This window comes from Asticcacaulis benevestitus DSM 16100 = ATCC BAA-896 (genome assembly GCF_000376105.1).
Taxonomy (GTDB): domain Bacteria; phylum Pseudomonadota; class Alphaproteobacteria; order Caulobacterales; family Caulobacteraceae; genus Asticcacaulis; species Asticcacaulis benevestitus.
This window is the reverse complement of record NZ_AQWM01000003.1, coordinates 102,953-127,399: the sequence shown is the minus strand read 5'-3', so window position 1 is coordinate 127,399 and position 24,447 is coordinate 102,953. Positions and strand designations below refer to the sequence as shown.

25 protein-coding genes and 1 pseudogene are annotated in these 24,447 nt (G+C 61.0%); 6 read left to right on the top strand and 20 right to left on the bottom strand.

Going from position 1 to position 24,447, the window contains the following annotated elements:
- The first annotated feature begins 6 nt into the window (after positions 1–6).
- Positions 7–1,221 (top strand): annotated as a pseudogene (locus tag B060_RS28305) (MFS transporter).
- On the opposite strand, the gene dgcA reads toward B060_RS28305, so the two are convergent.
- The 16 genes from dgcA to B060_RS0106195 all read right to left on the bottom strand — a co-directional run bounded on the left by dgcA (position 1,218) and on the right by B060_RS0106195 (position 15,227).
- The gene (gene dgcA / locus B060_RS0106275) at positions 1,218–2,195 is read right to left on the bottom strand and encodes an N-acetyl-D-Glu racemase DgcA (RefSeq protein ID WP_018080915.1); all 978 of its coding nucleotides are present in this window, start codon (positions 2,193–2,195) and stop codon (positions 1,218–1,220) included. The pseudogene B060_RS28305 and the gene dgcA overlap by 4 nt on opposite strands.
- Entirely contained in the window at positions 2,195–4,954 is a 2,760-nt protein-coding gene (locus B060_RS0106270) for a hypothetical protein (RefSeq protein ID WP_018080914.1), read from the bottom strand. The genes dgcA and B060_RS0106270 overlap by 1 nt, the downstream gene beginning before the upstream one ends.
- A 173-nt stretch (positions 4,955–5,127) precedes the next feature.
- Positions 5,128–5,313 carry a hypothetical protein gene (locus tag B060_RS0106265; RefSeq protein WP_155847905.1) on the bottom strand — a complete coding sequence of 62 codons (186 nt, stop codon included), beginning with the start codon at positions 5,311–5,313 and terminating at the stop codon, positions 5,128–5,130.
- Between the two features lie 100 nt (positions 5,314–5,413).
- A complete protein-coding gene (locus B060_RS0106260; RefSeq protein ID WP_018080912.1) occupies positions 5,414–5,866 on the bottom strand; it encodes a DUF805 domain-containing protein in 453 nt (150 codons plus the stop codon).
- Positions 5,867–5,956: 90 nt separating this feature from the next.
- Positions 5,957–6,475 (bottom strand): DUF805 domain-containing protein, encoded by a 519-nt coding sequence (locus B060_RS0106255; protein WP_018080911.1) that lies wholly within the window; start codon positions 6,473–6,475, stop codon positions 5,957–5,959.
- Between the two features lie 57 nt (positions 6,476–6,532).
- Positions 6,533–7,177, bottom strand: a complete 645-nt coding sequence (hisIE, locus tag B060_RS0106250; RefSeq protein ID WP_026172649.1) for a bifunctional phosphoribosyl-AMP cyclohydrolase/phosphoribosyl-ATP diphosphatase HisIE — start codon at positions 7,175–7,177, stop codon at positions 6,533–6,535.
- Positions 7,178–7,257: 80 nt separating this feature from the next.
- Positions 7,258–8,040 carry an imidazole glycerol phosphate synthase subunit HisF gene (hisF, locus tag B060_RS0106245; RefSeq protein WP_018080909.1) on the bottom strand — a complete coding sequence of 261 codons (783 nt, stop codon included), beginning with the start codon at positions 8,038–8,040 and terminating at the stop codon, positions 7,258–7,260.
- A gap of 87 nt (positions 8,041–8,127) precedes the next feature.
- Positions 8,128–8,859, bottom strand: a complete 732-nt coding sequence (gene hisA, locus B060_RS0106240; protein ID WP_018080908.1) for a 1-(5-phosphoribosyl)-5-[(5-phosphoribosylamino)methylideneamino]imidazole-4-carboxamide isomerase — start codon at positions 8,857–8,859, stop codon at positions 8,128–8,130.
- On the bottom strand, positions 8,856–9,467 hold the full coding sequence (hisH, locus tag B060_RS0106235; protein ID WP_018080907.1) for an imidazole glycerol phosphate synthase subunit HisH: 612 nt from the start codon (positions 9,465–9,467) through the stop codon (positions 8,856–8,858). Before hisH ends, hisA begins: the two co-directional genes overlap by 4 nt.
- A gap of 43 nt (positions 9,468–9,510) precedes the next feature.
- The gene (gene hisB, locus B060_RS0106230; RefSeq protein ID WP_018080906.1) at positions 9,511–10,995 is read right to left on the bottom strand and encodes an imidazoleglycerol-phosphate dehydratase HisB; all 1,485 of its coding nucleotides are present in this window, start codon (positions 10,993–10,995) and stop codon (positions 9,511–9,513) included.
- 1 nt (position 10,996) lies between these two features.
- Positions 10,997–12,295: a histidinol dehydrogenase gene (hisD, locus tag B060_RS0106225; RefSeq protein WP_018080905.1), complete on the bottom strand. Its 1,299-nt coding sequence runs from the start codon at positions 12,293–12,295 to the stop codon at positions 10,997–10,999.
- Between the two features lie 138 nt (positions 12,296–12,433).
- Positions 12,434–13,315: an ATP phosphoribosyltransferase gene (hisG, locus tag B060_RS0106220; protein WP_018080904.1), complete on the bottom strand. Its 882-nt coding sequence runs from the start codon at positions 13,313–13,315 to the stop codon at positions 12,434–12,436.
- A gap of 79 nt (positions 13,316–13,394) precedes the next feature.
- A complete protein-coding gene (locus tag B060_RS0106215; protein ID WP_018080903.1) occupies positions 13,395–13,703 on the bottom strand; it encodes a YerC/YecD family TrpR-related protein in 309 nt (102 codons plus the stop codon).
- Positions 13,704–13,885: 182 nt separating this feature from the next.
- Positions 13,886–14,308, bottom strand: a complete 423-nt coding sequence (locus B060_RS0106210) for a hypothetical protein (protein ID WP_018080902.1) — start codon at positions 14,306–14,308, stop codon at positions 13,886–13,888.
- 308 nt (positions 14,309–14,616) lie between these two features.
- Complete coding sequence (locus tag B060_RS0106200; protein ID WP_018080900.1) at positions 14,617–14,970, bottom strand: hypothetical protein; 354 nt, start codon at positions 14,968–14,970, stop codon at positions 14,617–14,619.
- Positions 14,967–15,227: a DUF1653 domain-containing protein gene (locus tag B060_RS0106195; protein ID WP_018080899.1), complete on the bottom strand. Its 261-nt coding sequence runs from the start codon at positions 15,225–15,227 to the stop codon at positions 14,967–14,969. The genes B060_RS0106200 and B060_RS0106195 overlap by 4 nt, the downstream gene beginning before the upstream one ends.
- A gap of 106 nt (positions 15,228–15,333) precedes the next feature.
- Between B060_RS0106195 and thiD the strand changes: the two genes are divergently transcribed.
- Complete coding sequence (gene thiD / locus B060_RS0106190; RefSeq protein ID WP_018080898.1) at positions 15,334–16,113, top strand: bifunctional hydroxymethylpyrimidine kinase/phosphomethylpyrimidine kinase; 780 nt, start codon at positions 15,334–15,336, stop codon at positions 16,111–16,113.
- 165 nt (positions 16,114–16,278) lie between these two features.
- On the opposite strand, the gene B060_RS26005 is transcribed toward thiD, so the two are convergent.
- Positions 16,279–16,677, bottom strand: a complete 399-nt coding sequence (locus tag B060_RS26005; protein ID WP_018080897.1) for a hypothetical protein — start codon at positions 16,675–16,677, stop codon at positions 16,279–16,281.
- A gap of 345 nt (positions 16,678–17,022) precedes the next feature.
- Positions 17,023–17,427 (bottom strand): hypothetical protein, encoded by a 405-nt coding sequence (locus tag B060_RS0106180; protein ID WP_018080896.1) that lies wholly within the window; start codon positions 17,425–17,427, stop codon positions 17,023–17,025.
- Between the two features lie 302 nt (positions 17,428–17,729).
- Between B060_RS0106180 and B060_RS0106175 the strand changes: the two genes are divergently transcribed.
- The 4 genes from B060_RS0106175 (at position 17,730) to B060_RS0106160 (ending at position 22,086) form a co-directional block, all read left to right on the top strand.
- Positions 17,730–18,917: a phosphoserine transaminase gene (locus B060_RS0106175; protein ID WP_018080895.1), complete on the top strand. Its 1,188-nt coding sequence runs from the start codon at positions 17,730–17,732 to the stop codon at positions 18,915–18,917.
- 187 nt (positions 18,918–19,104) lie between these two features.
- The gene (locus B060_RS0106170) at positions 19,105–20,394 is read left to right on the top strand and encodes an adenylosuccinate synthase (protein ID WP_026172646.1); all 1,290 of its coding nucleotides are present in this window, start codon (positions 19,105–19,107) and stop codon (positions 20,392–20,394) included.
- Between the two features lie 134 nt (positions 20,395–20,528).
- Positions 20,529–21,326, top strand: a complete 798-nt coding sequence (locus B060_RS23935) for a response regulator (protein WP_018080893.1) — start codon at positions 20,529–20,531, stop codon at positions 21,324–21,326.
- 79 nt (positions 21,327–21,405) lie between these two features.
- The gene (locus tag B060_RS0106160) at positions 21,406–22,086 is read left to right on the top strand and encodes a DUF6445 family protein (protein WP_018080892.1); all 681 of its coding nucleotides are present in this window, start codon (positions 21,406–21,408) and stop codon (positions 22,084–22,086) included.
- A gap of 49 nt (positions 22,087–22,135) precedes the next feature.
- On the opposite strand, the gene rpoH is transcribed toward B060_RS0106160, so the two are convergent.
- Both rpoH and B060_RS0106150 read right to left on the bottom strand, forming a co-directional pair.
- Positions 22,136–23,068, bottom strand: a complete 933-nt coding sequence (rpoH, locus tag B060_RS0106155; RefSeq protein WP_081606807.1) for an RNA polymerase sigma factor RpoH — start codon at positions 23,066–23,068, stop codon at positions 22,136–22,138.
- A 309-nt stretch (positions 23,069–23,377) separates the two neighbouring features.
- The gene (locus B060_RS0106150) at positions 23,378–24,403 is read right to left on the bottom strand and encodes an RluA family pseudouridine synthase (protein ID WP_018080890.1); all 1,026 of its coding nucleotides are present in this window, start codon (positions 24,401–24,403) and stop codon (positions 23,378–23,380) included.
- Positions 24,404–24,447: the final 44 nt, after the last annotated feature.

The following is a 24,447-nucleotide window of genomic DNA, read 5'->3' as shown; positions in this document are numbered from 1 at the left end:
CGTAAAATGCCCGCTGTCACAACCCCTTTCCCGCTCACAACCCTTCGTCGCCAGGCCGTATTCTATGGCCTTCTGTTCGCCGGCACGGGGGCCTCCTTGCCCTTTATGCCGTTGTGGTTGAAAGTCCACGGTATGAGCGCCGGCCAGATCGGCGCTATCCTGGCCCTGCCTCTGCTGCTGCGCGCCTTTAGCGGCCCTGTCAGCGGTTTGTGGGCGGATAACTTTCGGCTTTATCGCACGCCGATCATCGGACTGGCGCTCTGCGGCGGCTGTTTCTATGCGCTGATGAGCCTGGGCGATCTGTTTCCGACGGCGCGTTTCCCGATCTATCTTGGCCTGTTCGCGCTGGCCTTCAGTTGCATGACCAGCATCGCGCCGCTGATCGATTCCATGACCATGCAGCTCTCGATGAAGGAAGAGTTCACCTAAGCCATTCCGCGCGCGGTGGGCTCGGCGTCGTTCATCGTTGCCAACATCACCATCGGTTTTCTGCTGCTGGTGGCGCCGAGCGATGCCATCCTGATCTGGATTGTCGTGGCGGCGCTTATGTGCGGTCTGTGCGCACGCTTTCTTCTGGGGCAGCATACGCGGCCTGACATCGCGCCGGACACGCAGCGCGAAGGCGGCCTGGCCCGGTTGAAAGTGCTGATGCGTGATGAGGGCTATGTCTGGCTGTTGCTGGCGGTCGGCTGCCTGCAGGCCTCGCACAGCTTCTACTACGCTTTTTCGACGATCATCTGGAAAGAGCGCGGCCTGTCCTCGGACACCTGCGGCTATTTGTGGGCGATCGGCGTGGTGGCGGAGGTGGCTTTCATGGCCTTCGGCGAAGGTTTGCACCGTCAGGTGGGGCCATGGCGCATGCTGGTGATTGCCGGCGTCTTCTCGGTGCTGCGGTGGAGCATCATGGCGTTTTTGCCGCCGCTATGGCTGCTGTATCCGCTGCAGTGTCTGCACGCCTTTTCGTTCGCGGTCACCTTTCTGGCCGGATTGGAACTTGTGCATCGCCTGACGCCAAAGGGCTATCAGAGCCTTGGCCAGACGGTCAATGCCGCCTATGCCAATGGCGTCATGATGGGCATCGGCACCCTGGCGTCGGGCGGCATCTATACGCTGCTGGCTGGGCGCGGCTATGGCGTGATGGCGGTTGTGGCTCTGGTCGGATTGCTTTGCGGGCTAAGGCTTTACAGCCAGCGCGAGCGGCTGATGGCGGCAAGCGTTTAGCCCCAAAGCTCCGGCCTGGCCGGATGCAGGATCGAGCCGGTGATCTCCAAACCATGTTCACGATCTCGGGCTAATAATAAAGGCCCGTCGAGATCGACGAAATCCGCGCCCTGCGCCACGATCATCGCCGGGGCCATGGAAAGCGACGTCGCCACCATACAGCCCACCATGATGCCAAGTCCGGCCTCTTTCGCCTCGGCCTTGAGCGCCAGGGCTTCGGTCAGGCCGCCGGCCTTGTCGAGCTTGATATTGACATAGGTATAAAGCCGCGAGCAGCGGTCGAGTTCCATGCGGGTATGCAGGCTTTCGTCGGCGCACAAAGGCACCGGGCTGTCATAGCCGAGCAGTTGCTCGTCTTCGGAAACCTTGAGCGGCTGTTCGATCAGCTTGACATCGAGCTTCTTCATTTCGGGCGCCATGCGTTGCAGGTCCTCGAACGACAGGCCTTCATTGCCATCGACGATGAGGCGCGCGTGCGGCGCCTTGTTGCGCACGGCCTCGACACGATCGAGATCGTTCGGGCCGCCGATCTTCAGCTTCAACACCGGACGACGGCCATTGACGGAGGCCTGTGCCCCCATGGCTTCGGGCGTATCGAGGCTGAGCGTATAGGCCGTTTTCAACGGATCGAGGCGTTTCAGGCCTGCCGTCTGCCAGGCCGGGATGCCGGTCAGCTTGGCGTTCAGATCCCACAGGGCACAATCGACCGCATTGCGTGCCGCACCGGCCGGCAGCACATCGTGCAGGTCGGAGAAACCGATGCCGCCTTCGATCTGGTGACGCGCGCGTTCGAGATCGGCCAGGGATTGCCCGATGCTTTCACCATAGCGCGCATAGGGCACGGACTCGCCGCGGCCGATATGGCCCTGGTCTTCCAGCTCGACATAGATCACCCGCGCCTCGGTTTTCGACCCGCGGGCAATGGTGAAGCGCCCGGCAATCGGGAAGGTTTCGTCGCGGATGATAAGGCGCATCAGATCAGGTCACTGATGGCGGCATCGAGCAACAGATAGGCGCGGCCGGAATCGTTCGACAGCACCTCATTCAGCGCCTTGCTGACGTCCTTCGACATCAGTGCCATATTGATCTGCTGGTCGTAGAAGGTGGCGAAATCATTGGCCTGCTGACGCAATTGCGCATCGGACAGCAACCGCCGGCTCAGTCTTCGGATGGCGGCGGGCGCCACGCGGCGGACCACCATGCGCGCACCTTCATTGTCCTCGGCGATGATCGCGCCGATGGTTTCCTCGATGCGGGCACGGCTGAGCAGCGAGGCGGCATCGACCCCCATGGCGTTGACCTCGGCGATCATCAGATCATCGAGGCTGTCGAACTCCGGATCGAGCGGCGGCTGAGCACCGGTCGCCGGCGCCGCGGAGGTAGCGGGCGCAGGGGCGGGTTCACGGCCCTCCATGCCGTTCAGCAGCTCCCGCCATGACCAGCCGTCATGAGTGTTGGCGTTGGCGCGCGCCGGCGATGGCTTGGCGACCGACGGTGGGGCGGGCATGGCCACAGGCTTCGGGGCGGGCTGGGGGGCTGATTGGGGGCCGGGCGAGGGGCGCGTTTCGGCGCCATTGTTAAGCGGCGAAGTCTGCGGCGTCAGACGCAGGCGCAGGGGCGGTGCGGCGGGTCTGGCGGGTGCGGGTTGCGGCGCCGGCTGAGGTGCGGGGGTTTCGGCGCGTGGTGCAGGTGCTGTCGTGGCCGGTGCCACTGCGACCGGCGGTGGCGGCAGGTCGTTGGCGATCACGCCCATCAGGCGCACGGCCTCGGTCAGCATATCGTAATTGCGCTTCACGCGCTCCTGGAAGGCGGCGTCGACCGCCTCGGTTTCCTGCGCGGCTTTTTGCGCGGCGGCCATCATGGCGTTGATACCGTCTTCCACGCTCTGGCGGATTTCGGCAATGCGCGCCTGGGCGAGGCTCGGCAACTGATCGGCGCCACTGGAGAGTTCGATGAGCGCGCTGTTCATCTCGGCCAGGGTCTGGCGCGTATGGGCGAAGCTGTTGTCGATTTTTTGCGCTGTCTGGTCACCGGCTTCGCTGATCAGGTCGGAGGATTCCTCGATCAGCCGGCGCGCAACGGAGAAGCGGGCATCGAACACTTCATCGGCCTTCTTGCTGGCCTCGAAGATGGTTTCGTTGAGGCGGTCGACACGGCCTTGCGCAGCCTGCGCGGCCTGATCGGCAGCGCGCTTGGCTTCGGCGGCGGCGATATTGAGCTGCTCGAGCGCACGGCGGGTTTCATCGACCAGATCGTCACGCGCATCGGCGGCCATGACCGAGATGTTGGACAAGGTGCCGTGGATGCGTGTCTCGAAGGCGGTGCGTTCGTTCTCGGCGGCGCCATTGACGGCGCGGAAATGCTCCTGCGCCGACACCACGATATCGCGCAGCACATCGATGCCGCGCGCCGAGGTTTCGCCGAGATCGACCGTGGCGAGCCGGGTGATCGACAGGGCTTCGGTGAGTTGCGCGCGCTGGTTTTCGATGTGGACGGCGAAATCGTCCTGATCGGCGCGCAAGGACAGGGCGGCGGAGACAAGACCGGCGCGCTGCTGCGCCAGCCCTTCCTCGACCGTTTGGATCTGATCGACGACGCCGGCGCCGGCGGTTTCAAGCCGCACGGCCTGACGGTCAAGATCTTCACTGGCGGAGCGGGCGGCATCGGAGACATCGGCGACGGCGGTCATCATGGTGCCGGCGCTGGACGCCAGGCTGGCCTCGGCTTCGCACAGTTGGGTCTGAGCCAGGTCGGAGGCGTCGGCCACCATGCGGGCCTGGCGGTCGACGGCTTCGATAATGCCGTTGGCCTGCGTGCCGAGCGAGTCACTGAGCGCACCCAGGGCCTCACGTTCGTATTCGAGCGAGCGCGTCACCGACTGGGTGGCGGCGCGGGCGATCTGGGCTGCGTCCTGCAGGCGTTCGGTTTCGAGTTTCAGCTTGGTGCTGAGATCGGAAATATCGGCATGGGCAAGTCGCACGGCGCGGACGGCGTGATCGACCTGACCGCGCAGCGCATCGACCAGATCGCCGGTCTGGTGCGCGGCGGCGGCGGCCGGCGCCAGCAAGGCATCGGCCAGGGCGGCGGTACGGCTGGCCTGACGCGACAGGGCGGCGGCGTTACGCAAGGCGAAGGCCGAGGCGAAGATCAGACCCGCCGGGAAAAGCGCCAGGAAGGCCAGAACCACGATGCGGAATGGTGCGTAGAGCATGGCGCTGAGATTGCTCTGCGCCCCGAAGGCGAAGGCGGTCAGACCGCACGCCCACAGGAGGCTGACAAAGAGGGTGAGACTCCAGAACAGCGCGCCGGACATGCCGGTGATCTTCATGATGCCTTCGGGTTTGACCTTGAGCGTGCTGAGGTCACGTTTTGTCTCAGCAGGCTTTTCCTCGGGCGCGGTCGTTACGGGTGGTGTGATTTCGGGCGGTGGAATGATCTGGCTCTCAGGTGGCGTTTCATGAATGGGGGACGCTTCAGGGAAGGACGGACCCGGACGCGGCTTATAGTGGTAACCCGGCTGCGCTTCCAGCCTTGGCTCAGGGCGGATATCCGGCGCATCCAGAGGCGCATCAAGGATATCGCGTGCGCGCAAGGTTTCCCCGGCGATGCGGGCAGCAATCTCCATGTCTGATGTCGCCGCATCGTCTGACAGGCCATCCGCGGCATTGAGGCGGGCTTCGGCCGATTTCAGTTTCGGCTCGGTCAGATTGAGCGGGGGGCGGCGTGATTTCATCCAAGTGATCCTGAAGCCGGACGTCTCCGGCTGCGAGCTTTCCATGCGGTGCGGTCGCTTGCGCATCCTCCATCGCATGTCAGCATTTAAGATTTGAGCAGGTTTCTCCCTGAAGGAGAAAGTTATCGCCAACTTACGCTTTTAGCAAAGCTTTTTGTCGGACGAGGCTAGATTCACGACCTTTGGTCGTCATTCTTTGAGGCCGCGTGATTATCCGACGGCATCACTGTTTCCTGCTGTGACGGGCTGGCTGACGCCGGGTCGGGGGCGGTCGTCTTTTCGCCGCCGCCAAAATGCAGGAAGGCCGCCGAAATGATCAGGGCGATCAGGGCTGTGAGCATGTCAAAAAAAGACGACACAGGATCGGACCTCAGAAGCGGCGAATGAAGGCGGTAACCATGATCCGAACCGCGCCCCGTGGCAATCCACATGCGAGTAATTTATGTGTGCGGTTGCAGATTATTGCAGATTTGCGGCAATTGCGCCACGCTGGTCATGCGGATCGGCACCATAGGCATTATCGCCGACGTCACCGGTGCGGACCGCAAGGAACAGGATCAGGCCCCAGCAAAGGGTATTGCTGAGGATGCCCAGGATATTCATGATCCACAGAACAAAACCCGGCATGAAGCCGCCGACGGCCAGCGACGCAATCGCCATGGCGACCTGCGGGGCCAACAGCCAGAGCCATGTGGCTGAGCGGCCGGTATCATGCAGCCGCTTTATCAGGGCGCAGGCCAGCGGCCAGGTCAGCACGATCCACAGGGCGCTCAGGATCAGGGACGCATCGAGCGCCGGCAAGGTGCCGAGGCCGAAGCCGATCAGGAGCATGGTCAGCATGACAAGCGCGATGGCGCTGAAAAACTGCGTGCAGCTTATGCGGCCGGTCGGGGAAAAGAGAAAACCGATCATTCAAAGCTCCATCCGTAGACCCCAAGCCTAAGCCGCCGCGGGTAGGCTGTAAAGCGTTTGTCTGGGGCTTCTTTTTCCAAAACCACAGGCTTAACGATCAGAAATTTCGCAACTCGGCAAAGTGATTTCGTTCGGGCTTTGACCATAAGGATTGGCCCCGGCCATGCCTGGCCAGAAGGTCAGCAGAAGGCCGGCGATCAGCACCGCCAGATTGCCGAGCGTGGAGAGATTGGAAAGGTTGATCATCAGGTCTTCGTTGGCGGCCAAAGCCGGACCGCCGAACACGCCGATCAGATTGGGGGCGATACCGGCGAAGAGGACGAGCGCCAGCCAGGCGGTCAGGCCTATGTCATGCAAGCGCATCGCCATCAGGCAGAACATGGCGTAGTAAAGCAGCACGGTTAGCACCATGGTCAGCCAGGTAACCGGCTGGTCGAGCTTTGACATCAGTTCGTCGCTCACAGCGTCGGGCAGCATGTCGACGCCGAGCAGTATCAGCAGATAGATGATCTGGAACATCCAGAAATTGAGCGCGAATTGCAGCCGGTTGATCCGCCCGGACGGCGAAAAAAGGGCGTTGGCGCCGACAAGATACCTATGTTGGGCCATCACGCCGCATCCCCCGTTTGAGAGCCATGTCATCACAAAAACGGGCGCCTGTAAATCCTAGCCGCGGTGGCGTTCGCGTAAGGTTTCGAGCACGTTTTCCAGCCTGGTGTCGCGCGCCATCAACAGCACTTCGAGGTGATAGAGCAGGTCGGCGGCTTCGTTGTGCAGTTCGTCGAGATCACCGGCGCGACCGGCCAGGGCCGTCTCCAGACCTTCCTCGCCAACCTTCTGGGCGATCTTGGCGATGCCCTTCTGCATCAGGCGGGCGGTATAGCTATCGGCGGGCGGCGCCTTGGCGCGATCCTTCACCACATGCGCCAGATGGCCCATGAAGCCGATACCGGGCGCGGTCTCGGTGCCAAAGCAGGAGGTTGTCTTGGTGTGGCAGGTCGGGCCTTTGGGGCGGGCATAGACCAGCAGGGCGTCCTCGTCGCAATCGGTCAGGATGTGGTCGAGCTCCAGCGTGTCGCCGGAGGTCTCGCCCTTCCTCCACAGGCGGTTTTTCGAGCGCGACCAGAAGGTGACGAGGCCGCCTTGCAGGGTGGCTTTCAGCGCTTCGGCGTTCATATAGCCGAGCATCAGCACCTGGAGCGTGTCGGCGTGCTGCACGACAGCGGGCACCAGTCCGCCTTCCTTGGCGAAATCGATCTGGTCGATATCCTTGATGGTCAGGGCGTTCGGCAGTTTGTGAGCTTCGGGCATGTTCATTCTCTTATACCTCCTCATCTCTGATGGGGAGGGGAACCACGCCGCACATGCGGCGTGGTGGTGGAGTGTCTTGCTTACAGTCGTACCACAATTCCAGCGGCGCGAAGATCACGCTTCAAATCCGGAATGGCAATGATTTTCTTATGAAACACGCTGGCGGCCAGCGCACCGGACACGTCGGCCTGATTGAACACGTCTTCAAAATGCTCCGGCGCACCAGCGCCACCGGATGCCACCAGAGGAATGTCGATCAGGTCGCGCACCAGACGCAACTGCTTGATATCATAGCCCTTGCGCACGCCGTCCTGGTTCATGCAGTTGAGCACGATCTCGCCGGCGCCACGCTGTTTGGCCTCGACCACCCAGTCGAGCGTGCGACGCCCCACCGTGCGGATCTTGTCCGGATCACCGGAATACTGGTGGACGTAATAGTCGCCATCGGTTTCGCGGCTGTCGATCCCGACCACCACGCATTGTGATCCGGCCATCTCGGCCAGTTCATTGATCAGGTCAGGACGTTCCAGCGCCGGGGAATTGATCGACACCTTGTCGGCACCGCTGTTCAGACATTTCACGGCCTGCTCAGCACTGCGGATGCCGCCGGCCACGCAGAACGGAATGTCGAGTGCGCGGGCGATCTGCGACACCCAGTTGTAATCGACCGTGCGGCCTTCGCTGGAGGCCGTGATGTCATAAAGCACCAGTTCGTCCGCGCCTTCATCACGGTAGCGCAGGGCCATATCGACGGCGTCACCGAGAATTTCGTGGCCGACAAACTGCACGCCCTTGACGACCTTGCCGTCCTTGACGTCGAGACAGGGGATGATGCGGCGTGCCAGTGTACTTTTAGCCAACATTACGAGCGCTTTCCAAAAAGTGTAACGCACTTTTTGGACTCAAAAGCGCGATAAGAAAAGGATGGCCTTAAGGGCGGGAAGCGAAGCTTATCCGACATTAAGCGCTGCTTTCAGGTCTATGAGACCTTCGTAAATCGCCTTGCCAACGATCGCGCCATGTACGCCCAGCGCCTTGAGATCATACAGGTCTTCGACCGATTTCACGCCACCGGACGCCTGAATTTCGAGGTCGGGACGCTTTTTGCGCAGGGCCTTCATCAAGTCCATGTTCGGGCCCATCAGCATGCCGTCGCGCGACACGTCGGTAACCAGAATGCGCTGCGCCACGCCGAAGGGATAATAGTCGAGCACATCCCACAGCGAGATACCTGAGCCTTCGACCCAGCCATGCAGGGCGGCGTCGAAATCACCATCGGCTGTCGGCAGCACATCCAGCGCCAGGGTGATGCGGTCCTTACCGAAATCACGCAGCCAGCCGCGCACCTCTTCGGGGTTCTTTACCGCCGCCGAGCCGACCACGACCGCCGAGACGCCGGCATCAAGCAGGGTCTGGACGTGTTCGCGGGAGCGCACCCCGCCGCCGCTCTGGATCTTGGCGCGTGACGCCCTGGCCAGACGGCCGATCAGTTCGTGCTGCTGAGGCGAACCGGCCTTGGCGCCATCGAGGTCAACGATATGCACCCATTGGGCAAACTCTTCATTGAACAGGTTGAGGCGCTTGAAAGGATCGGAATCGTATTTGGTCACGGCGTCGAAGCGCCCCTGCGCCAGGCGGACGCATTCGCCGTTGATCAGGTCGATGGCGGGGTAAAGGATCACAGGCTTACTCGCAGAAAATTCTCTAAAATCCTGGCGCCGGTGGCCGAGGAGCGCTCCGGGTGGAACTGGCAGCCGAACACATTACCCTTGCGCACCATGGCGGCGAACGGGGCGCCGTAGGTGCTGGTTGTGAGCGTAAACTCATTGACCGGACAGACAAAACTGTGAACGAAGTAGGCGTAGTCGCCATCGTTTACACCGGCGTTCAACGGATCGGTCTCGATGACCTCAAGCTGGTTCCAGCCCATATGCGGCACCACCAAATCCTGAGAAGCGGTCATTTTCGTGACCCGGCCGGGGATCAGGCCCAGGCATTCGACATCGCCTTCTTCTGACCCTTCAAACAGCAGTTGCTGGCCGAGACAGACACCGAGCAGCGGCACTTTCAATCCGCGAATGGTGTCATAGAGCCCCAACTCACGTATACGCGACATGGCGAAACCCGCTGCGCCGACGCCGGGCAACACTACCTTGGTCGCGGCCGCGATTTCCGCCGGATCGGAGCTGAGGCGCGCTTTGGCACCCAGCCGTTCCAGTGCGAACAGGACGGAAGCGGTATTGGCACATCCGATTTCGACGACAATAATTTCAGCACCGTTTCCGGTCATTTTATAATCCAATAACTAATGGGTCCAGGGTCCGTGACCCTGGTCAGGCGAGCATTCCCTTGGTCGAGGGCAGGGCGTCGCCTTCGACGCGCGTGGCCTGACGCAGGGCGCGGCCGAGCGCTTTGAAGCATGCTTCCGTCTTGTGGTGATCATTACCGCCACTGACCTCGACATGGATCGAGGCGCCGAGCGTTTCCGACAGTGAGCGGAAGGCGTGCGCTGTCATCTCGGTCTGGTAATCGCCGATGTGCGTGGACTGGAATTCGCCCTTGAAGACGCAGAACGGACGGCCGCCGAGATCGATAGAGACCTTCGCCTCGGTCTCGTCCATCGGCAGCACAAAGCCGAAGCGCGCCATGCCGACGCGATCGCCAAGCGCGATCTTCAGCGCCTGACCGAAGGCCAGCATACAGTCCTCGACCGTGTGGTGGGCGTCGATCTCCAGATCACCCTCGCAGGCCAGTTGCAGAGAGAAGCCGCCGTGCGTGGCCACCTGATCGAGCATGTGATCGAAGAAGCCGACACCGGTGTGGACCTTGACCGGCTTGGGCTGGTCGAGATTGACCTGCACCGAGATCTTGGTTTCCTTGGTGTCACGCAGGATTTCACCGACGCGCGGGGCCTTGTCGGCCGGCGCGACATCGAGCGCCTTCAGGATGCGGTTATTGGTGGCGATATCGCCGAGCGCAAGTAACAGGCCGGTCGGCGTGACCTGCGGCGCCAGGCCCAAGCGCTTGAGCGCGGTCTGGGTTTGCAGCAGGGCCTTGGGGCGCAGCAGCATGAAGGGGCCGTCGTTGAGATCGAAGCTCTCCAGGTGCTTTGAACGCGACAAGGCCTCGCGCACGCGCGCCTGTTCGGTGCGGATCATATCGACGCGGCCTTGCACGGTCAGGGCGCGCGACGGCGACAGGGCGGCCTCAGCGGCGCGCACCGAGGGCGTGGGCAGAGGGTGCGGTTCGCAGAATTTCAGCAGGCCTTGCAGGGTCTTGGTGTTGGCGATCAGCGCACCGACGCGCGCACCGGCCATGCCGAAGAGGTAGGACAGGCTTTTCAATACCACCACGTTGGGCTCGTTGATCGCCAGTTCGACCATGGAGTCCGCCGTGCAGGCGTCGAAATAGCTCTCATCGATGACCAGGATCGTCGGGAAGAGATCGACCGCAAGCGTGCGGGCGGCGATAAGGTCCCATGCCTTGCCATCGGTCTGGCGTGGATTGTGAACCAGGCAGAAGCCGCCGCCCTTGGTGAAGGGCGCATTTTCCGGCGGCTTGCGGATGCTGAGATTATAGACGCTGCACAGATCTTCGAGATAGTGGTCAGGCCCGGCCCAGACGAACTCATGGCCATGAACGCGCAGGCGGCGCATGAGTATCTCCATGGCGTGCGAGGCGCCGCGTGTCACCTGCAACTGGTGCGATTCCACGCCGTAATAATCGGCCATGCGCTCGCGCAGGGGCTCCAGCGATGGCGGCAGGGATTCGAGACCCGCGCCGGACGCATTCAGGGAAGAGAAGGGGGAGTTAAACATCTTAAACTTCCAATCGAAAATCAGCCGCAAGCGCGTGGGCTTCGAGGCCTTCGAGGCGGGCGAGGCGGGCCGCGGCGGGGGCGATGGCGGCAGCGCCTTCGCGGGTCGCCTTCTGCACGACAAAGCTGGTCAGGAACGAGCGGACGGTGATGCCATCCCAGGCACGGGCCGCGCCATCGGTCGGCAGGACGTGGCTTGGGCCGGCGGCATAATCCCCGAAGGTTTCCGCAGCATAGGCGCCGGCGAAAATGGTGCCGGCGGCGGTCAGTTGCGGGATGAGGACGTCGACATCGGCGATCTGGATGGCCAGGTGTTCCGGGCCATAGAGATTGGAGACCTCGGCGGCCTCTGCGATGGAGGCCACTATGAACAGCCGGGCCTGTTCGAGCGAGGCGCGCGCGATGGTTTCACGCGGCAGGTGCGACACCTGAACCTCGACTTCCGCGGCGATTTTGGCGGCAATGTCCGCGGAGAGCGCCACGAGGATGACCTGAGCGTCGGCATCGTGTTCGGCCTGACTGAGCAGGTCGGCGGCGACCAGTTTCACGTTGGCGGTATCGTCGGCGATGACCAGCAGTTCCGAAGGACCGGCGGGCATGTCGATGGCCAGACCGGAGACGCGCTCGGTGGCCAGACGCTTGGCTTCGGCGACATACTTGTTGCCCGGACCAAACAGCTTGTCGGCGGCGGGGATGCCGTCAAAAGCGCCGAGCGCCAGACCGGCTATGGCATGCGCGCCGCCGACGAGCCACATGGATTCCAGTCCGGACGCGGCGGCCGTGGCGATCATCATGGGCGCGATCGAGCCATCGCGCGCCGGCGGCATAACGCAGACGCGGTTAGGGACACCTGCCACCAGTGCGGGCACGGCGGTCATGATCAGGGTCGAGAACAGGGGCGCGGTGCCACCGGGCACATAGAGGCCGGCGGTGGTGATCGGGCGATAGACGCGCTGCAGACTGAGGCCGGGCTTCGGCGCGATCAGCGGGCCATCGGCCGGCAGCTCGGCTTGCTGGAAAGCGCGGACGTTGTCGACCGCCAGTTCCATAGCGGCCAGGTCTTCGGGCGCCAGTTGTGCGCGGGCGGCATCGACCGTGTCTTGGCCAAGCTTCACATAGCGCGGGGCGTGGCCATCGAGCTTGACCGACCAGTCGATGAGCGCGGCAAAACCGCGGGTTTCCACGTCATCAAAGATCGTGCGCACGGTCTCGGCCACGCGCGGATCGCGGCGGTTTTCCGGACGCGCCAAAGCCGCCTTCCGTTCCGCCGCGCTGAGATTTTTCCAAACAAAGGTCTTCATTGTCACTACGACTTCCCCCTCCCACCGCTTCGCGGTCCCCCCTCCCCGTAAACGGGGCGGGATAAGAACCGAATTTTCCTGCCCCGTTTACGGGGAAGGTGGCATTTGCGGAGCAAATGACGGAAGGGGGAAACTCTCCTATTTCATCATCTTTTCAATCGGCAGCACCAGGATCGCCGAGGCGCCCGCCGCTTTCAGCTTGTCGAGCGTCTCCCAGAACACGTTTTCCTGACAGACCGCATGGACGGCGACCGTGTCTTCTCGGCCAGCCAGTTGCATGATCGTCGGGGCGTCGGCGCCGGGGATCATCCTGATGATCTCATCAAGATGGACGCGCGGCGCGTTCATCATGACGTACTTGGCGCCGGTGGAGGCCGTCACGCCGTCAAAGCGACGCAGCAGCATGTCATAGGTGTGGGCCAGTTCGGGCGCGGGGGCATGAGGCGCCTTGATCAGCACGGCCTCGGATTTCAGCACCAGGTCGGTCGCCTTCATGCCGTTGGCTTCGAGGGTCGCGCCGGTGGAGACCAGATCGCAGATGGCGTGGGCGATCTTCATGCGGGGGGCCACCTCGACCGCACCGCGCATCTCGACGATTTCCGCCGTGACGCCATGGTCCTTCAGCCACTTGCCTAGGATATTTGGGTAGGACGTAGCGATACGCTTGCCTTCCAGCCACTGCGGGCCGGTGTAATCGACATCGTTCGGAACGGCCACTTTCAGCGTGCAGGAACCAAAGCCAAGGCGCTGGACGATCATGCTTTCCAGATCGCGGTCCGGGAAGTGCTCGGCCAGCACATTGTAACCGACTATACCCAGTTCGGCGACGCCATCGGCCACGAAGGTGGGGATGTCGTCGTCACGCACGCGCAGTAGGTCGATCGGCTGGTTTTCGATGCGATACAGCAGTTCGTTGGCGCCCTTGATGATGCGCAGGCCCGCGCCGGAGATCAGCTCGCCGGAGCGATCCGCCAGACGGCCGGATTTTTGAACAGCGATGCGTAAGCGTGGTTCAGTCATAACGTACTCTTGTGTCTATACCTCCCCGCTTGCCGGGGAGGGGGACCGACGCGCGCTTGCGCGTTGGTGGTGGGGTTTCTTACTTCTTTTCAGTCTTCATCTTGTCCAGCACCCGCCGGTAACCCTGATGCGGCATTTCCCGTAAGAAACGCGCCACGCGGGTGACGGTGGTGGTGCTGGCGCCGGTGCGCTCGGAAATTTCGCGATACGACAACTGGCCTTCATCGAGCAGGCGCGCCACCTTGAAACGTTCGGCGAAGGCCCGCAGTTCCGAAGGCGTGCACAGGTCATCGAGGAAGGCTTTCACCTCTTCGATCGACTCCATACCAAGCAACGCTTCGGCAAGGGCATCGGAATCCGTATGGCTGATTTTGGTGTCAATCGTCATCTGTATCACTGTAGTAGCGTGTTATCGTGCTGATACAGTAAGGTGGGCTGAGACGCAAGGCGGAAATGCAGGAATTTTATTTAGGTTTTGTTCTGGGCCCAGTAGTTCCTGGCAGCCGTTGTAAAGGCTGTAACCTCTTCTTTAGATGTAAAGGCTTGCTTGGGAATAATCAGCGCACACTTTCAGTTCGTGAACAGGAGGATGGTTTTTTGTGTCTCGATCACGTCGTGTATTGCAGTCCATTTGAGTTCAATCCGGGTCGTATCAGATGATTTAACAACGCCGGCAGAAGAAATTTCTATGGAGTTTTCTTTTTTTGAAGTTCCGCCACTGAAATATTGAGCGACGGTCAAAAGATAGGTGACCAAGGGTATAATCACGAAAACAAGAAGGGCTGAGAACAATATACAGGTGATTATGCTGGCAATATCGAAATGCGCCCATCCCCTGTTGGTCCACGGGATGGCTGCTAGAAAAGCAGCATATGCAAGGACTATAAGCAGCTTGAATTTGGTGACATAATTTTTCTTAAGCCATGCTTTGAAGAACCCATTGTAGTTCTCAAGTTTGAGCTTGTAGCCAATGGCTTGAAAATGTTCAGTCATTTAATTCTCCCCCAGTCTCGTTCTTAGATCATTTCAGAGTGAAATGGCACCGCTCCTTAGCTGCCAAACCCAAGCCACGTACAACGGGCCAGAAACGGTCGCCATAGTTCATCTGGGCCTTCGGAAACGCCGCCTGCATGGCGGCTTCAAAGCCGATAGGGCAGTCAAGCCCGGTTATGAACGTGGTCTACAGGTTTAAGGCTTCTGGCGCATTTTCTGAACCAGCATAAAGACGGCGATGGCGATGAACAGCCCGCCGGTGATCAGCAGGAACGGATCGCGCAGCATGTCGGCCCAGGGAATCGTCATCAGTGCGCCGCCGCATAGATATCAAAGGCGCCCAGAAACAACGGATCCTCAATGACCGTGCCGCAGGTCAGTCTGTATTGCCCAGGTGGTTGCAGGTTGAAGGCCGCCGGAACCAGCGGCAGGAACAGCAGTTCGCCGGATTTCTTGCCCACCAGCGACAGCACGAAGCCTTCCGAGCGGTTGGCGCGGATCAGTTGCCCGGCCAGGATTTCAAAACTCATCATCTCGTCATTGGCGTCGATCTGATTGAGCCGCACCAGAATCAGCGTGCCACGCATCGCTTTCAGGATCGGATGATCGCGCTCGGCGAAGGCCTCAGGCTCAAGCTCTATCCAGCGGTCGGCGTCGCTCACGATTCGGCATCCGCTTCGATAAGGGCAAAACGCGGCACGGTGCCCTCCGGCGTCCCGACCGTTTCTGTGAACATATCCAGCGGCCTGACCCACAGGCGGGCCTCTCCGGCCGGCTGATCGAGAGGCGCATACAGCACCATGATCTCTTCGCTTTCCGAGTGGGTGACGGTGCCGAAGACCTGATAGAGCTTGTTCTTGTAGTGGCGATAGGTGCCGCGCGCGATGGCGCTTTTGTAAAACGAGGTTGTCAGGGGCATGGACACCTCCTATTTGAATTTGGTGGGGAGCACAATGCGCCGATTTGGCCATCAAGGACAAGTGTCCGGTGATTTAAGTCGCGTAAACCCAAGCCCCGGAGTTCTTATGCACCGCGTTCTTATTATTGCCGGTTCCGACCCCAGCGGCGGGGCGGGCATCCAGGCCGATATCAAGACGGTCACCTGCCTGGGCGGCTACGCCATGACCGCGATCACCGCCCTGACCGTGCAAAATACGCTTGGCGTCTCCGATGTCATGGCGGTGCCGCCCGATTTTATCACGGCGCAGGCCATGGCCTGTCTCGATGATATCGGCGCCGACGCTATCAAGACAGGGATGCTGGCCGATATCGAGGTGATGGAGGCGGTGTCGCTGGTGCTGGAAAGCGCACACATCTTTACCGTGGTCGATCCGGTGATGGTGGCCAAGGGGGGCCACGCCCTGATGAAGGACCGCGCGGTCGACGCCATGAAGGCGCTGATGCTGCCGCTGGCCGATCTGCTGACCCCCAATACGCCCGAAGCCATGGCCCTGACCGGGCTCAGGATCGAAAACGAAGACGATGTGCGCAAGGCCGGCGCGGCATTGCTCGGGATGGGCGCGAAGAACGTGCTGATTAAGGGCGGACATTTGGAGGGGCCGGAAGTCGTCGATTTCCTCTTCACCGCCGAAGGGGAGCATCGCTTCACGTCTGAACGCATTGATACGAAGCATACCCATGGCACCGGCTGCACGCTTGCCAGTGCGTGCGCGGCCCTGACGCGGGCAGCCCGGCCGCTTCAGGAAACGGTCGGGCTGGCGCGTGACTATGTCGGGGGTGCGATCCTGATGGCGCCGGGGTTGGGCGAAGGCCATGGCCCCCTGCGCCATAACTGGTTGCTGTGAGTTCCTTTATCCTCCCCTGCGAAGCGGGGGAGGTGTCACGGCGCAGTCCGTGACGGAGGGGGGCTCTTACAGATTACGGGAGCGCCCCCTCCGGCGGGACAAGTCCGCCACCTTCCTCACAACGAAGTTGCCGTGCGCTGCGCTACAGGGGAGGATAATCCTAGCTTAGTGGCGATTATGATCCAGCTTCTGCGTGCGGATCTGGCCTGACAGGGTGTCGAGCTTCGCATTGAGCGTGCGGATCTCGTTGTGGGTCAGACCACGACCAGAACGCTCATAGCTGCGCTTCAAGGTGGTGATGTTATCTAGCCTGCCGGTCAGGCGCGCCGCTTCCTTGCGGCTGATGCGGCCGGAGCGCTGGCCCTGGTTGAGATCGCTGCGCAGGCTGGTGATACGGTCATTGAGATCGGTGGATTGGCGCATGTCCTGGCGCTCGGCTTGCGAACTAGCGTGTATCGGCGGGTGCGTCGGGGCGGCATGAGCGGCCATGCTCATGGAGGTCAGGCCGGCGCTCATGATGAGGGTGGCCAACAGGGTCTTGGTGGTTTTCGATGCGGTAGTCATAGCGGTGATCCTTTGTGATGTGTCTCGCTGTTGATCAGCGATGGACCCAATCTAGGCCCCCGCGGCTGAGCCTGAGCTGAACGGCGGGGTTCAGGTGGCGTTTAGCTGAGCGCCGGCTTTTGGCCCGATTACACCGAACGGCGTTGCGGAGGCTTGCCGGGTAAGGCTTTGCGGACAGCCGGATTGTTGCGACACTGTTACAGCCCAAAGGCGGAAAAATAAAAAATTATTTATATTCACCAGGATGCGTGCCTATTTCACCCGCACAAAAGGCGCAGAACCTGAGTCCTGCGCCTTAAGGGATAGGAGACGAACGGTCTTCAAGGCGACCGTCAGCCTCAGCCGTTACCAGCGACGGTTATCGCCGTCGCGCTTCTCGAAGCGGATCTGACCTTGCAGGCGATCCAGGCGGTTATCGAGCGAGGCCACCTCGTCACGGTTCAGGCCGCGACCCGAACGCTCATAACCGCGTTTCAAAGCGATGATGTTGCGCAGTTCGCTATCGAGGCGGCGGCCTTCGCGGGCGCTGAGCGCGCCGGTGCGGCGGCCCTGGTCGATGCGGCTGTCCAGGCGATCGATGCGGTTGTTGAGTTCGGCGGAAGCGCCGAAATGGTCGCGGGCCGGACCGCGGCCGCGATCGTCAACCACAATGACCGTGGCGTGACGCGGGGCGGCTGTGGCGATCGCCGGGGCGGCGACGGTGGTCAGGGTGGCGGCAATGGCAGCCAGGGTCATCAGGGTCTTTTTCATCGTCTTTCTCCGTTAAATGTGTCTCACGCTATGCCTTAGCGTTGGACCTATATAAACATGCGGCGCCTGAGCCTTACCTGAACGGCGCGGTTCATATTCGGTTCATCTTGGCGGACTGTTTTCCTTATAAATCAGTCGGATAGATAACCGGCGACCGCAAAACACTATGAGCGCGCATCATAAAATGCGATTTTGTTTGATCACGCCGATTGTTAAGGGAGGATCGGTAAAAAAGGCTTGCCCTCGCAAGGCCAGAAGCGCAAAGAGCGCACAAGAATTGTGCCGTACCTTTGGGGGCTAATATGTCGACTTTTTCCGCCAACAAGCCCGCTCGTGCCCCGGAACGTCCGTGGTTTTCATCCGGACCGACCTCGAAGCGTCCGGGCTGGAGCGTATCTGCCCTGACGGGGGCGCCGGTCGGGCGTTCGAACCGCTCCAAGGTGACGGTGGCGCGGCTCAACCAAGCGATTGATCTGACACGCTCGATCCTGCAAATCCCGGCGGACTATCATGTGCTGGTCATGCCGGCGTCGGATACCGGCGCCTTCGAGGCCGCCATGTGGAACCTGCTCGGTGAGCGCAAGGCGCAGCTTCTGGCCTTTGAAAGCTTTGGACAGTTGTGGGCCGATGATGCGGTCAACCATCTCAAGCTCGATTGTGAAGTGCTGTCAGCGCCGTATGGCCAGTTGCCGGACCTGAGCCAGATTGACCCGCAGGCCGATCTGGTCTTCCCGTGGAATGGCACCACGTCCGGCGTGTGCGTGCCCAATTCAGACTTCCTCGATGGCCATAGGGGGCTGGTGCTGTGCGACGCCACCTCGGCGGCCTTCTGCATGGAACTGCCGTGGCAAAAACTCGACGTCGTCACCTTCTCCTTCCAGAAGGCGCTGGGCGGTGAGGCGGGCTTTGGCGTGCTGGTGTTGTCGCCTAAGGCTATTGATCGCCTGAATACCTGGGACTCCGGCCGTCCGATCCCCAAGGTGCTGCGCCTTAAGGCTAAGGGGCCAAATAACACTCAAATAGCGGATATGAAGATTATCGGTGGCGACGCCATCAACACCTATTCGTTCCTGGTGATCGAGGACTATCTCGACGCCCTGCGCTGGGCTTCGCTTGAGGGCGGGCTCGAAGGTCTGATCAATCGCTGCAACCGCAACTTCAATACCTTGCGCGAATGGGTCGAAGCGACGCCGTGGATCGATTTCGTCGCCGAGGTCGAAGATCAGCGCTCGACCACCTCGCTTTGCCTTAAGTTCGTTGATCCGGCTGTGCAGGCGCAACCGGCCGAGGTGCAGGCGAAGCTGGCGGCGAAGATCGGCTCGCTGCTGGAGATCGAGGGCGTGGCCTTTGATGTCACCGGCTATCGCGCCGCCCCTCCGGGCCTACGCATCTGGTGCGGTTGCACAGTCGATGCGGACGATATCGATTCGCTGCTGCCGTGGCTGGAATGGGCCTATGCCGAGGCGCTGGCCGCACTGGAAGTGGCGTAGCGTAGTTTCATCTTTCCTTCCCAGTAAACGGGGAAGGAAAAGTTTGAAACACTTGTCAATCCGGCAGCGTGTTCATTACCCAAATTAGAGGGTTACAAGCGCTGATTCATCCTCTATAGGGTGCCACCGGCTAACACGCGCATGGCTAAGGCCTGCGCTGCAATATTCTGTGACCGGAGCAATCATCTTGGCAAACGTAACCGTAATTGGCGCTCAATGGGGCGACGAAGGCAAGGGCAAGCTTGTCGACTGGCTCTCCAACCGTGCCGATGTCGTCGTGCGTTTTCAGGGCGGTCACAATGCCGGTCACACGCTCGTCGTGGATGGCAAGGTCTACAAGCTCTCCCTGCTGCCGTCCGGCGTCGTTCAGGGCAAGCTCTCTATCGTCGGCAATGGCGTGGTCATTGATCCGTGGGCGCTGTTCGATGAAATCGGCCGTGTCGAAGCGCTGGGCCTCAAGATCACGCCTGAACTTCTGGTGCTGGCCGATAACGCCTGCCTGATTTTGCCGATCCACTCCGAACTCGATATCGCACGCGAAGCCGCCGCCGGCGCCGGCAAGATCGGCACCACCGGCCGCGGCATTGGTCCGGCCTACGAAGACAAGGTGGGCCGTCGCGCCATCCGTGTCGCCGATCTGGCTGATCTCGACGCGCTGGAATCGAAAATCGACCGCCTGCTGGCGCACCACAACGCCCTGCGTTCGGGCCTAGGCCTCGAGCCGGTTGATGTGGCTGCCCTGACCCAGAAGCTGAAGGACATCGCGCCGCGCCTCCTGCCGTTCGCCCAGCCGGTCTGGTACGTGCTCGATAAGGCCAAGCAAGCAGGCAAGCGCATCCTGTTTGAAGGCGCGCAAGGCGCTCTGCTCGATATCGACCATGGCACCTATCCGTTCGTCACCTCGTCCAACACCGTGGCCGGCCAGGCCGCTGCCGGTTCCGGCATGGGCCCGAAGTCGGTCGGCTATGTTCTCGGCATCCTGAAAGCCTACACCACCCGCGTTGGTTCCGGCCCGTTCCCCACCGAACTGTTCGACGAGATCGGCCAGGGCATTGCCACGCGCGGTCACGAATTCGGCACGGTTACCGGTCGCGCCCGTCGCGTCGGCTGGCTGGATGCGGTTCTGGCACGCCAGTCGATCGCCATCAATGGCATCGACGGTATCGCCCTGACCAAGCTCGATATCCTCGACGGCATCGAAACCATCAAGGTCTGTGTCGGCTACAAGGTCGGTGACCGGGTGCTCGACTATCTGCCGGCCAGCTTCAAGGACCAGCAGGGCATCGAGCCGGTCTATGAGGAGATCGAAGGCTGGAGCGGGAGCACGCAAGGCGCGCGTTCGTGGAAAGACCTTCCGGGTAACGCCGTCAAATATGTCCGCCGCATCGAAGAACTGATCGGCGCGCCGGTGGCGCTGTTGTCGACCTCGCCGGAACGCGAGGACACCATCCTGATGCGCGATCCGTTTCAGGACTAACAGGCCACAAAAGACCCAAAAAGGCGCCGAGCGATCGGCGCCTTATTTTTTGTCGCGTTTTGCGCTGCACAGTAAAATCTATTTTTACCAATAGGGTGTACGCTCATGATAATCATTCCTGTCGTGAGTCATCCTTGTTCTCGCTCGATCCCAAACTGGCCGCCAAACTGAAGCCGCATCTTAAGCGGGTGCTGGTGCTTGAAAGCAATCCTGCCTATGCGCGCATCCTGATGGATATGCTGCGCGTTCTGGGCGTCGAAAAGGTGCAGGTCGAACACGATGACCGGCGCGCCGAGGTGTTGTGCGAAACCTTCGACCCCCAGATTATCTTCTGCGATCTCAAGGGCGCCAAGCTCGAAGGCGCCAAATTTATAACCGCCCTGCGTCGCTCCGACCTGCCATGCCGCAAGATTCCCGTCATCATGATGGCGCCGAATGAACTGCCGGAAACGCTGAAAGAAGCGCGCGATTGCGGCAGTGATGAGGTCATGAAGAAGCCGTTCGCCTCGGGCGATCTGCTCAAGCGCCTGGAACACGTCGTCACCAAGTCGCCGCCGTGGATCGAAGCGGTGATGTATGTCGGCCCTGATCGCCGGCGCTTCAATTCGGGCTCCGGCCCCAGCACGCGCGCACCAGAGACCATGTCGGACGGCATGAAGCGGATTGAGCAGAGCGTGCGCATCCTGCGGGCCGCCAGCCAGCAATTCGATACGGATCGCAAACAGGCCAAGCGCGCCATCACCGCCCAGCTCGAAGTTCTGGTGCCGGCCTGTAAAGCGATCCCCCATCCAGAATTTAAAGGCGCCGTGGCCGAAATCTTCCAGGCCTACAAGTCCTCCGCCATGACCGGGGAGATGCTGAAAGCGCCGGTGGCGGTGCTGGCCAAATTGTTCAAGATTGAAGATGCGCCTGGCGCTGGTAAGGCTGCCTGACATATCGCGCTTTATAGCGTTTCTTTGTCGGCGAAATGACGTAGTCTGGCTGTCATTCCCATCTCCAGCCTGATCGTCCATGAAATCTCAAGTTCTAACCTTTGGCCAGTCCCAGGCTCCCATCCTGATTCTCGATGATTTTTCGGGCGCCTTGCAGGAGATACGTGCCCTGGGCAAGTCTCTGGCGCCGTTTCCAGCCGAGCGCACCACGCGCTATCCGGGCCTGCGCCGTCTTTTGCTGCCGTCGGACCCTGCCGGCTTTGGCTATGTCGCACGCACGGTTGAGGCTTGCGTGCCCTTTATCGGTGAGGTGTTTGGATTCAAAGGGTTCTCGCTTCAGGAAGCCAGCTTTTCCATGGTGACGACGGCGCCGGAAAGCCTGCTGTCCGGACAGAAGGCGCCGCATTTCGATCAAACACATCCCGGCTATCTGGCGGTTCTGCATTATCTGAGCGACACGCCCGGATCAGGAACCGCCTTTTACCGTCATCGCGCCACGGGTATCGAGCAGGTTACCGAGGGCAATCGTGACGCTTACAGTGCGATACGGCAAAGCGAGACGGAACAAGCCACACATGGCTATATGTCGGGCTCCACATCCTTTTTTGAGCGGACCGGCTTCATAGAAGGCGTGGCTGATCGCCTGATCATCTATCAGGGCAATCTCTTGCATTCCGGTATTATTCCGGAGGACATGGTGTTTAGCGAAGACCCGCTGATCGGACGCCTGACCGGCAATATATTTGTGCGGGGGCAATAAAAAACCGGCCCTTGCGGACCGGCTTTTAGCGTTCAAAAGGCAAGCAGACTTAAGCCGAAACCGGCGTTGCGGCGATAGAGGCCGCGACCATGGCCTTCTGCAGTTTTTCAAAGGCGCGCACCTCGATCTGGCGGACGCGTTCGCGCGAAACGCCAAAGCGCTCGGCCAGATCTTCCAGCGTGGTGGGCGAATCCTTCAGACGGCGCTCGGTCAGGATTTCCTTTTCGCGCTCGTTCAGTTCGCCCATGGCGGCCTGGAGCAGGTCCATGCGCTGACCGTATTCCTGATTGTCGGCCAGAACGGTTTCCTGTGACTGCTGCTTGTCATCGACCAGCCAGTCCTGCCACTCCGAATCGCCTTCTGAAGCGCGCAAGGGCGCGTTCAGCGACGAATCGGCCGAGGACATGCGGCGGTTCATGTTGATGACGTCGGTTTCCGATACGCCCAGCTTGGTAGCGATCTGTTCGACGTGCTCGTGATGCAGGTCGCCTTCTTCCAGTGCCGAGATTTCCGACTTCACCTTGCGCAGGTTGAAGAACAGCTTCTTCTGAGCCGCGGTGGTGCCCATCTTGACCAGCGACCACGAGCGCAGGACGTATTCCTGGATCGACGCCTTGATCCACCACATGGCGTAGGTGGCGAGGCGGAAGCCACGATCGGGATCGAATTTCTTGACCGCCTGCATCAGGCCGACATTGCCTTCGGAGATCACTTCGCCGACCGGCAGGCCATAGCCGCGATAACCCATGGCAATCTTGGCGACGAGGCGCAGGTGCGAGGTGACCAGCTTGTGCGCGGCCTTCGGGTCCTGGTGTTCAGCCCAGCGCTTGGCCAGCATGAACTCTTCGTCCTTGGGCAGCATGGGGAATTTGCGGATTTCAGACAGATAACGATTGAGGCCGCCGTCCGGGGTGAGGGCCGGCAGGCTGGCGCCGTCGCGCGTAGCAAGATTGGATGAAGAGGTCAGGGCAAGAGAACTCATCGGTTTATCGCTTTCTGGTGAAGCCTTGTCGGATTGGGACTCTGACGAGAGGTCAGAATAGGAGGTCGTGTCGGACATGAGACCAGCGCCTTGTCGTGTGAGGGGGACACACGGGAGGGGGTAACATGCCCGACAACTGTGTGTAGATTTAGGAAGCCTTTTGACGAAAAAAAGACCCCCCGCTCAGGGAAAACGTTAAAATCCGAGTCAAAAGCGATTTGGGAGGGCAAATCTATCATAAACGCACGGTGTTACAGGATCACAGTTCGGTGAGTGCGCTGCACAATGCGGCTAACGGGTCATTGACCCTCAATACATATCCGCGAGCGCATCGACCAGTTCCTGCATATCGTCGGGCAGGGGGGCTTTGAATTTCAGTTTTTCGCCCGTCACCGGATGCACAAAGCCAAGCAGGCCGGCATGCAGGGCCTGGCGGTTGAAATCCAGCTCTTTCAGAATCGCCTGAACCTCTTTGGCCGGCGCGCCGGAACCATAGACCGGATCGCCGAGGCACGGACAGCCGAGATGCGCCATATGAACGCGGATCTGGTGGGTGCGGCCGGTTTCGAGACGGCAGGTCAGCAGGGCGGCCAGGGGTTTGTCGTCGCCAAAGACCTCTTCCAGCCGATAGTGCGTAATCGCTTCGCGGCCACCAGCGCGCAAGACCGCCATTTTCTTGCGGTCGTGGTGCGAGCGGCCAAGACGCGTCGTCACCGTGCCGGTCATGTATTTGGGCGAGCCCCTGACGACGGCGCGGTATTCGCGGTCTATATCGTGGCGGGCGAACAGTTCGCTCAAAGCGCGGTGGGCCACATCGGACTTGGCGGCGACCAGAATGCCGGAGGTGTCCTTATCAAGGCGGTGGACGATGCCGGGACGCAGTACCCCGCCGATGCCGGATAGCGAATCGCCGCAGTGATAGAGCAGGGCGTTGACCAGTGTGCCGTCGCGCGTGCCGGGCGCCGGATGCGCCGCCATGCCGACCGGCTTGTTGACCACGATCAGATGTTCGTCCTCGAACAGGATTTCCAGCGGCAGGTCTTGCGGTTCGGGGGTGGCATTGGTCGGGGCAGGGATGATGAGGCTGTAGTCGCCGGCCTTCGCCTTGTGCTTGCCGTCGCTGATCACCTTGCCCTGAAACGTCAGGCGACCCTCACCGATCAGGGCCTGCAAACGTGCGCGCGACAGATCGGGAAAGTGGCCGGCCAGCACGCGGTCGAGGCGGTCGCCGAGATCGTCGCTGTCGGCATCGATCGTCGTGGTCAGGATGTGTGCTTCAGCAACGTCTTCTGAAAGGGCGTCGAGCTCATCGTCAAAATCTTCGGAAGTGGTCATAGGCAGGCCATAACATTGGATCAGGACAAGGCATAGCTGAAATA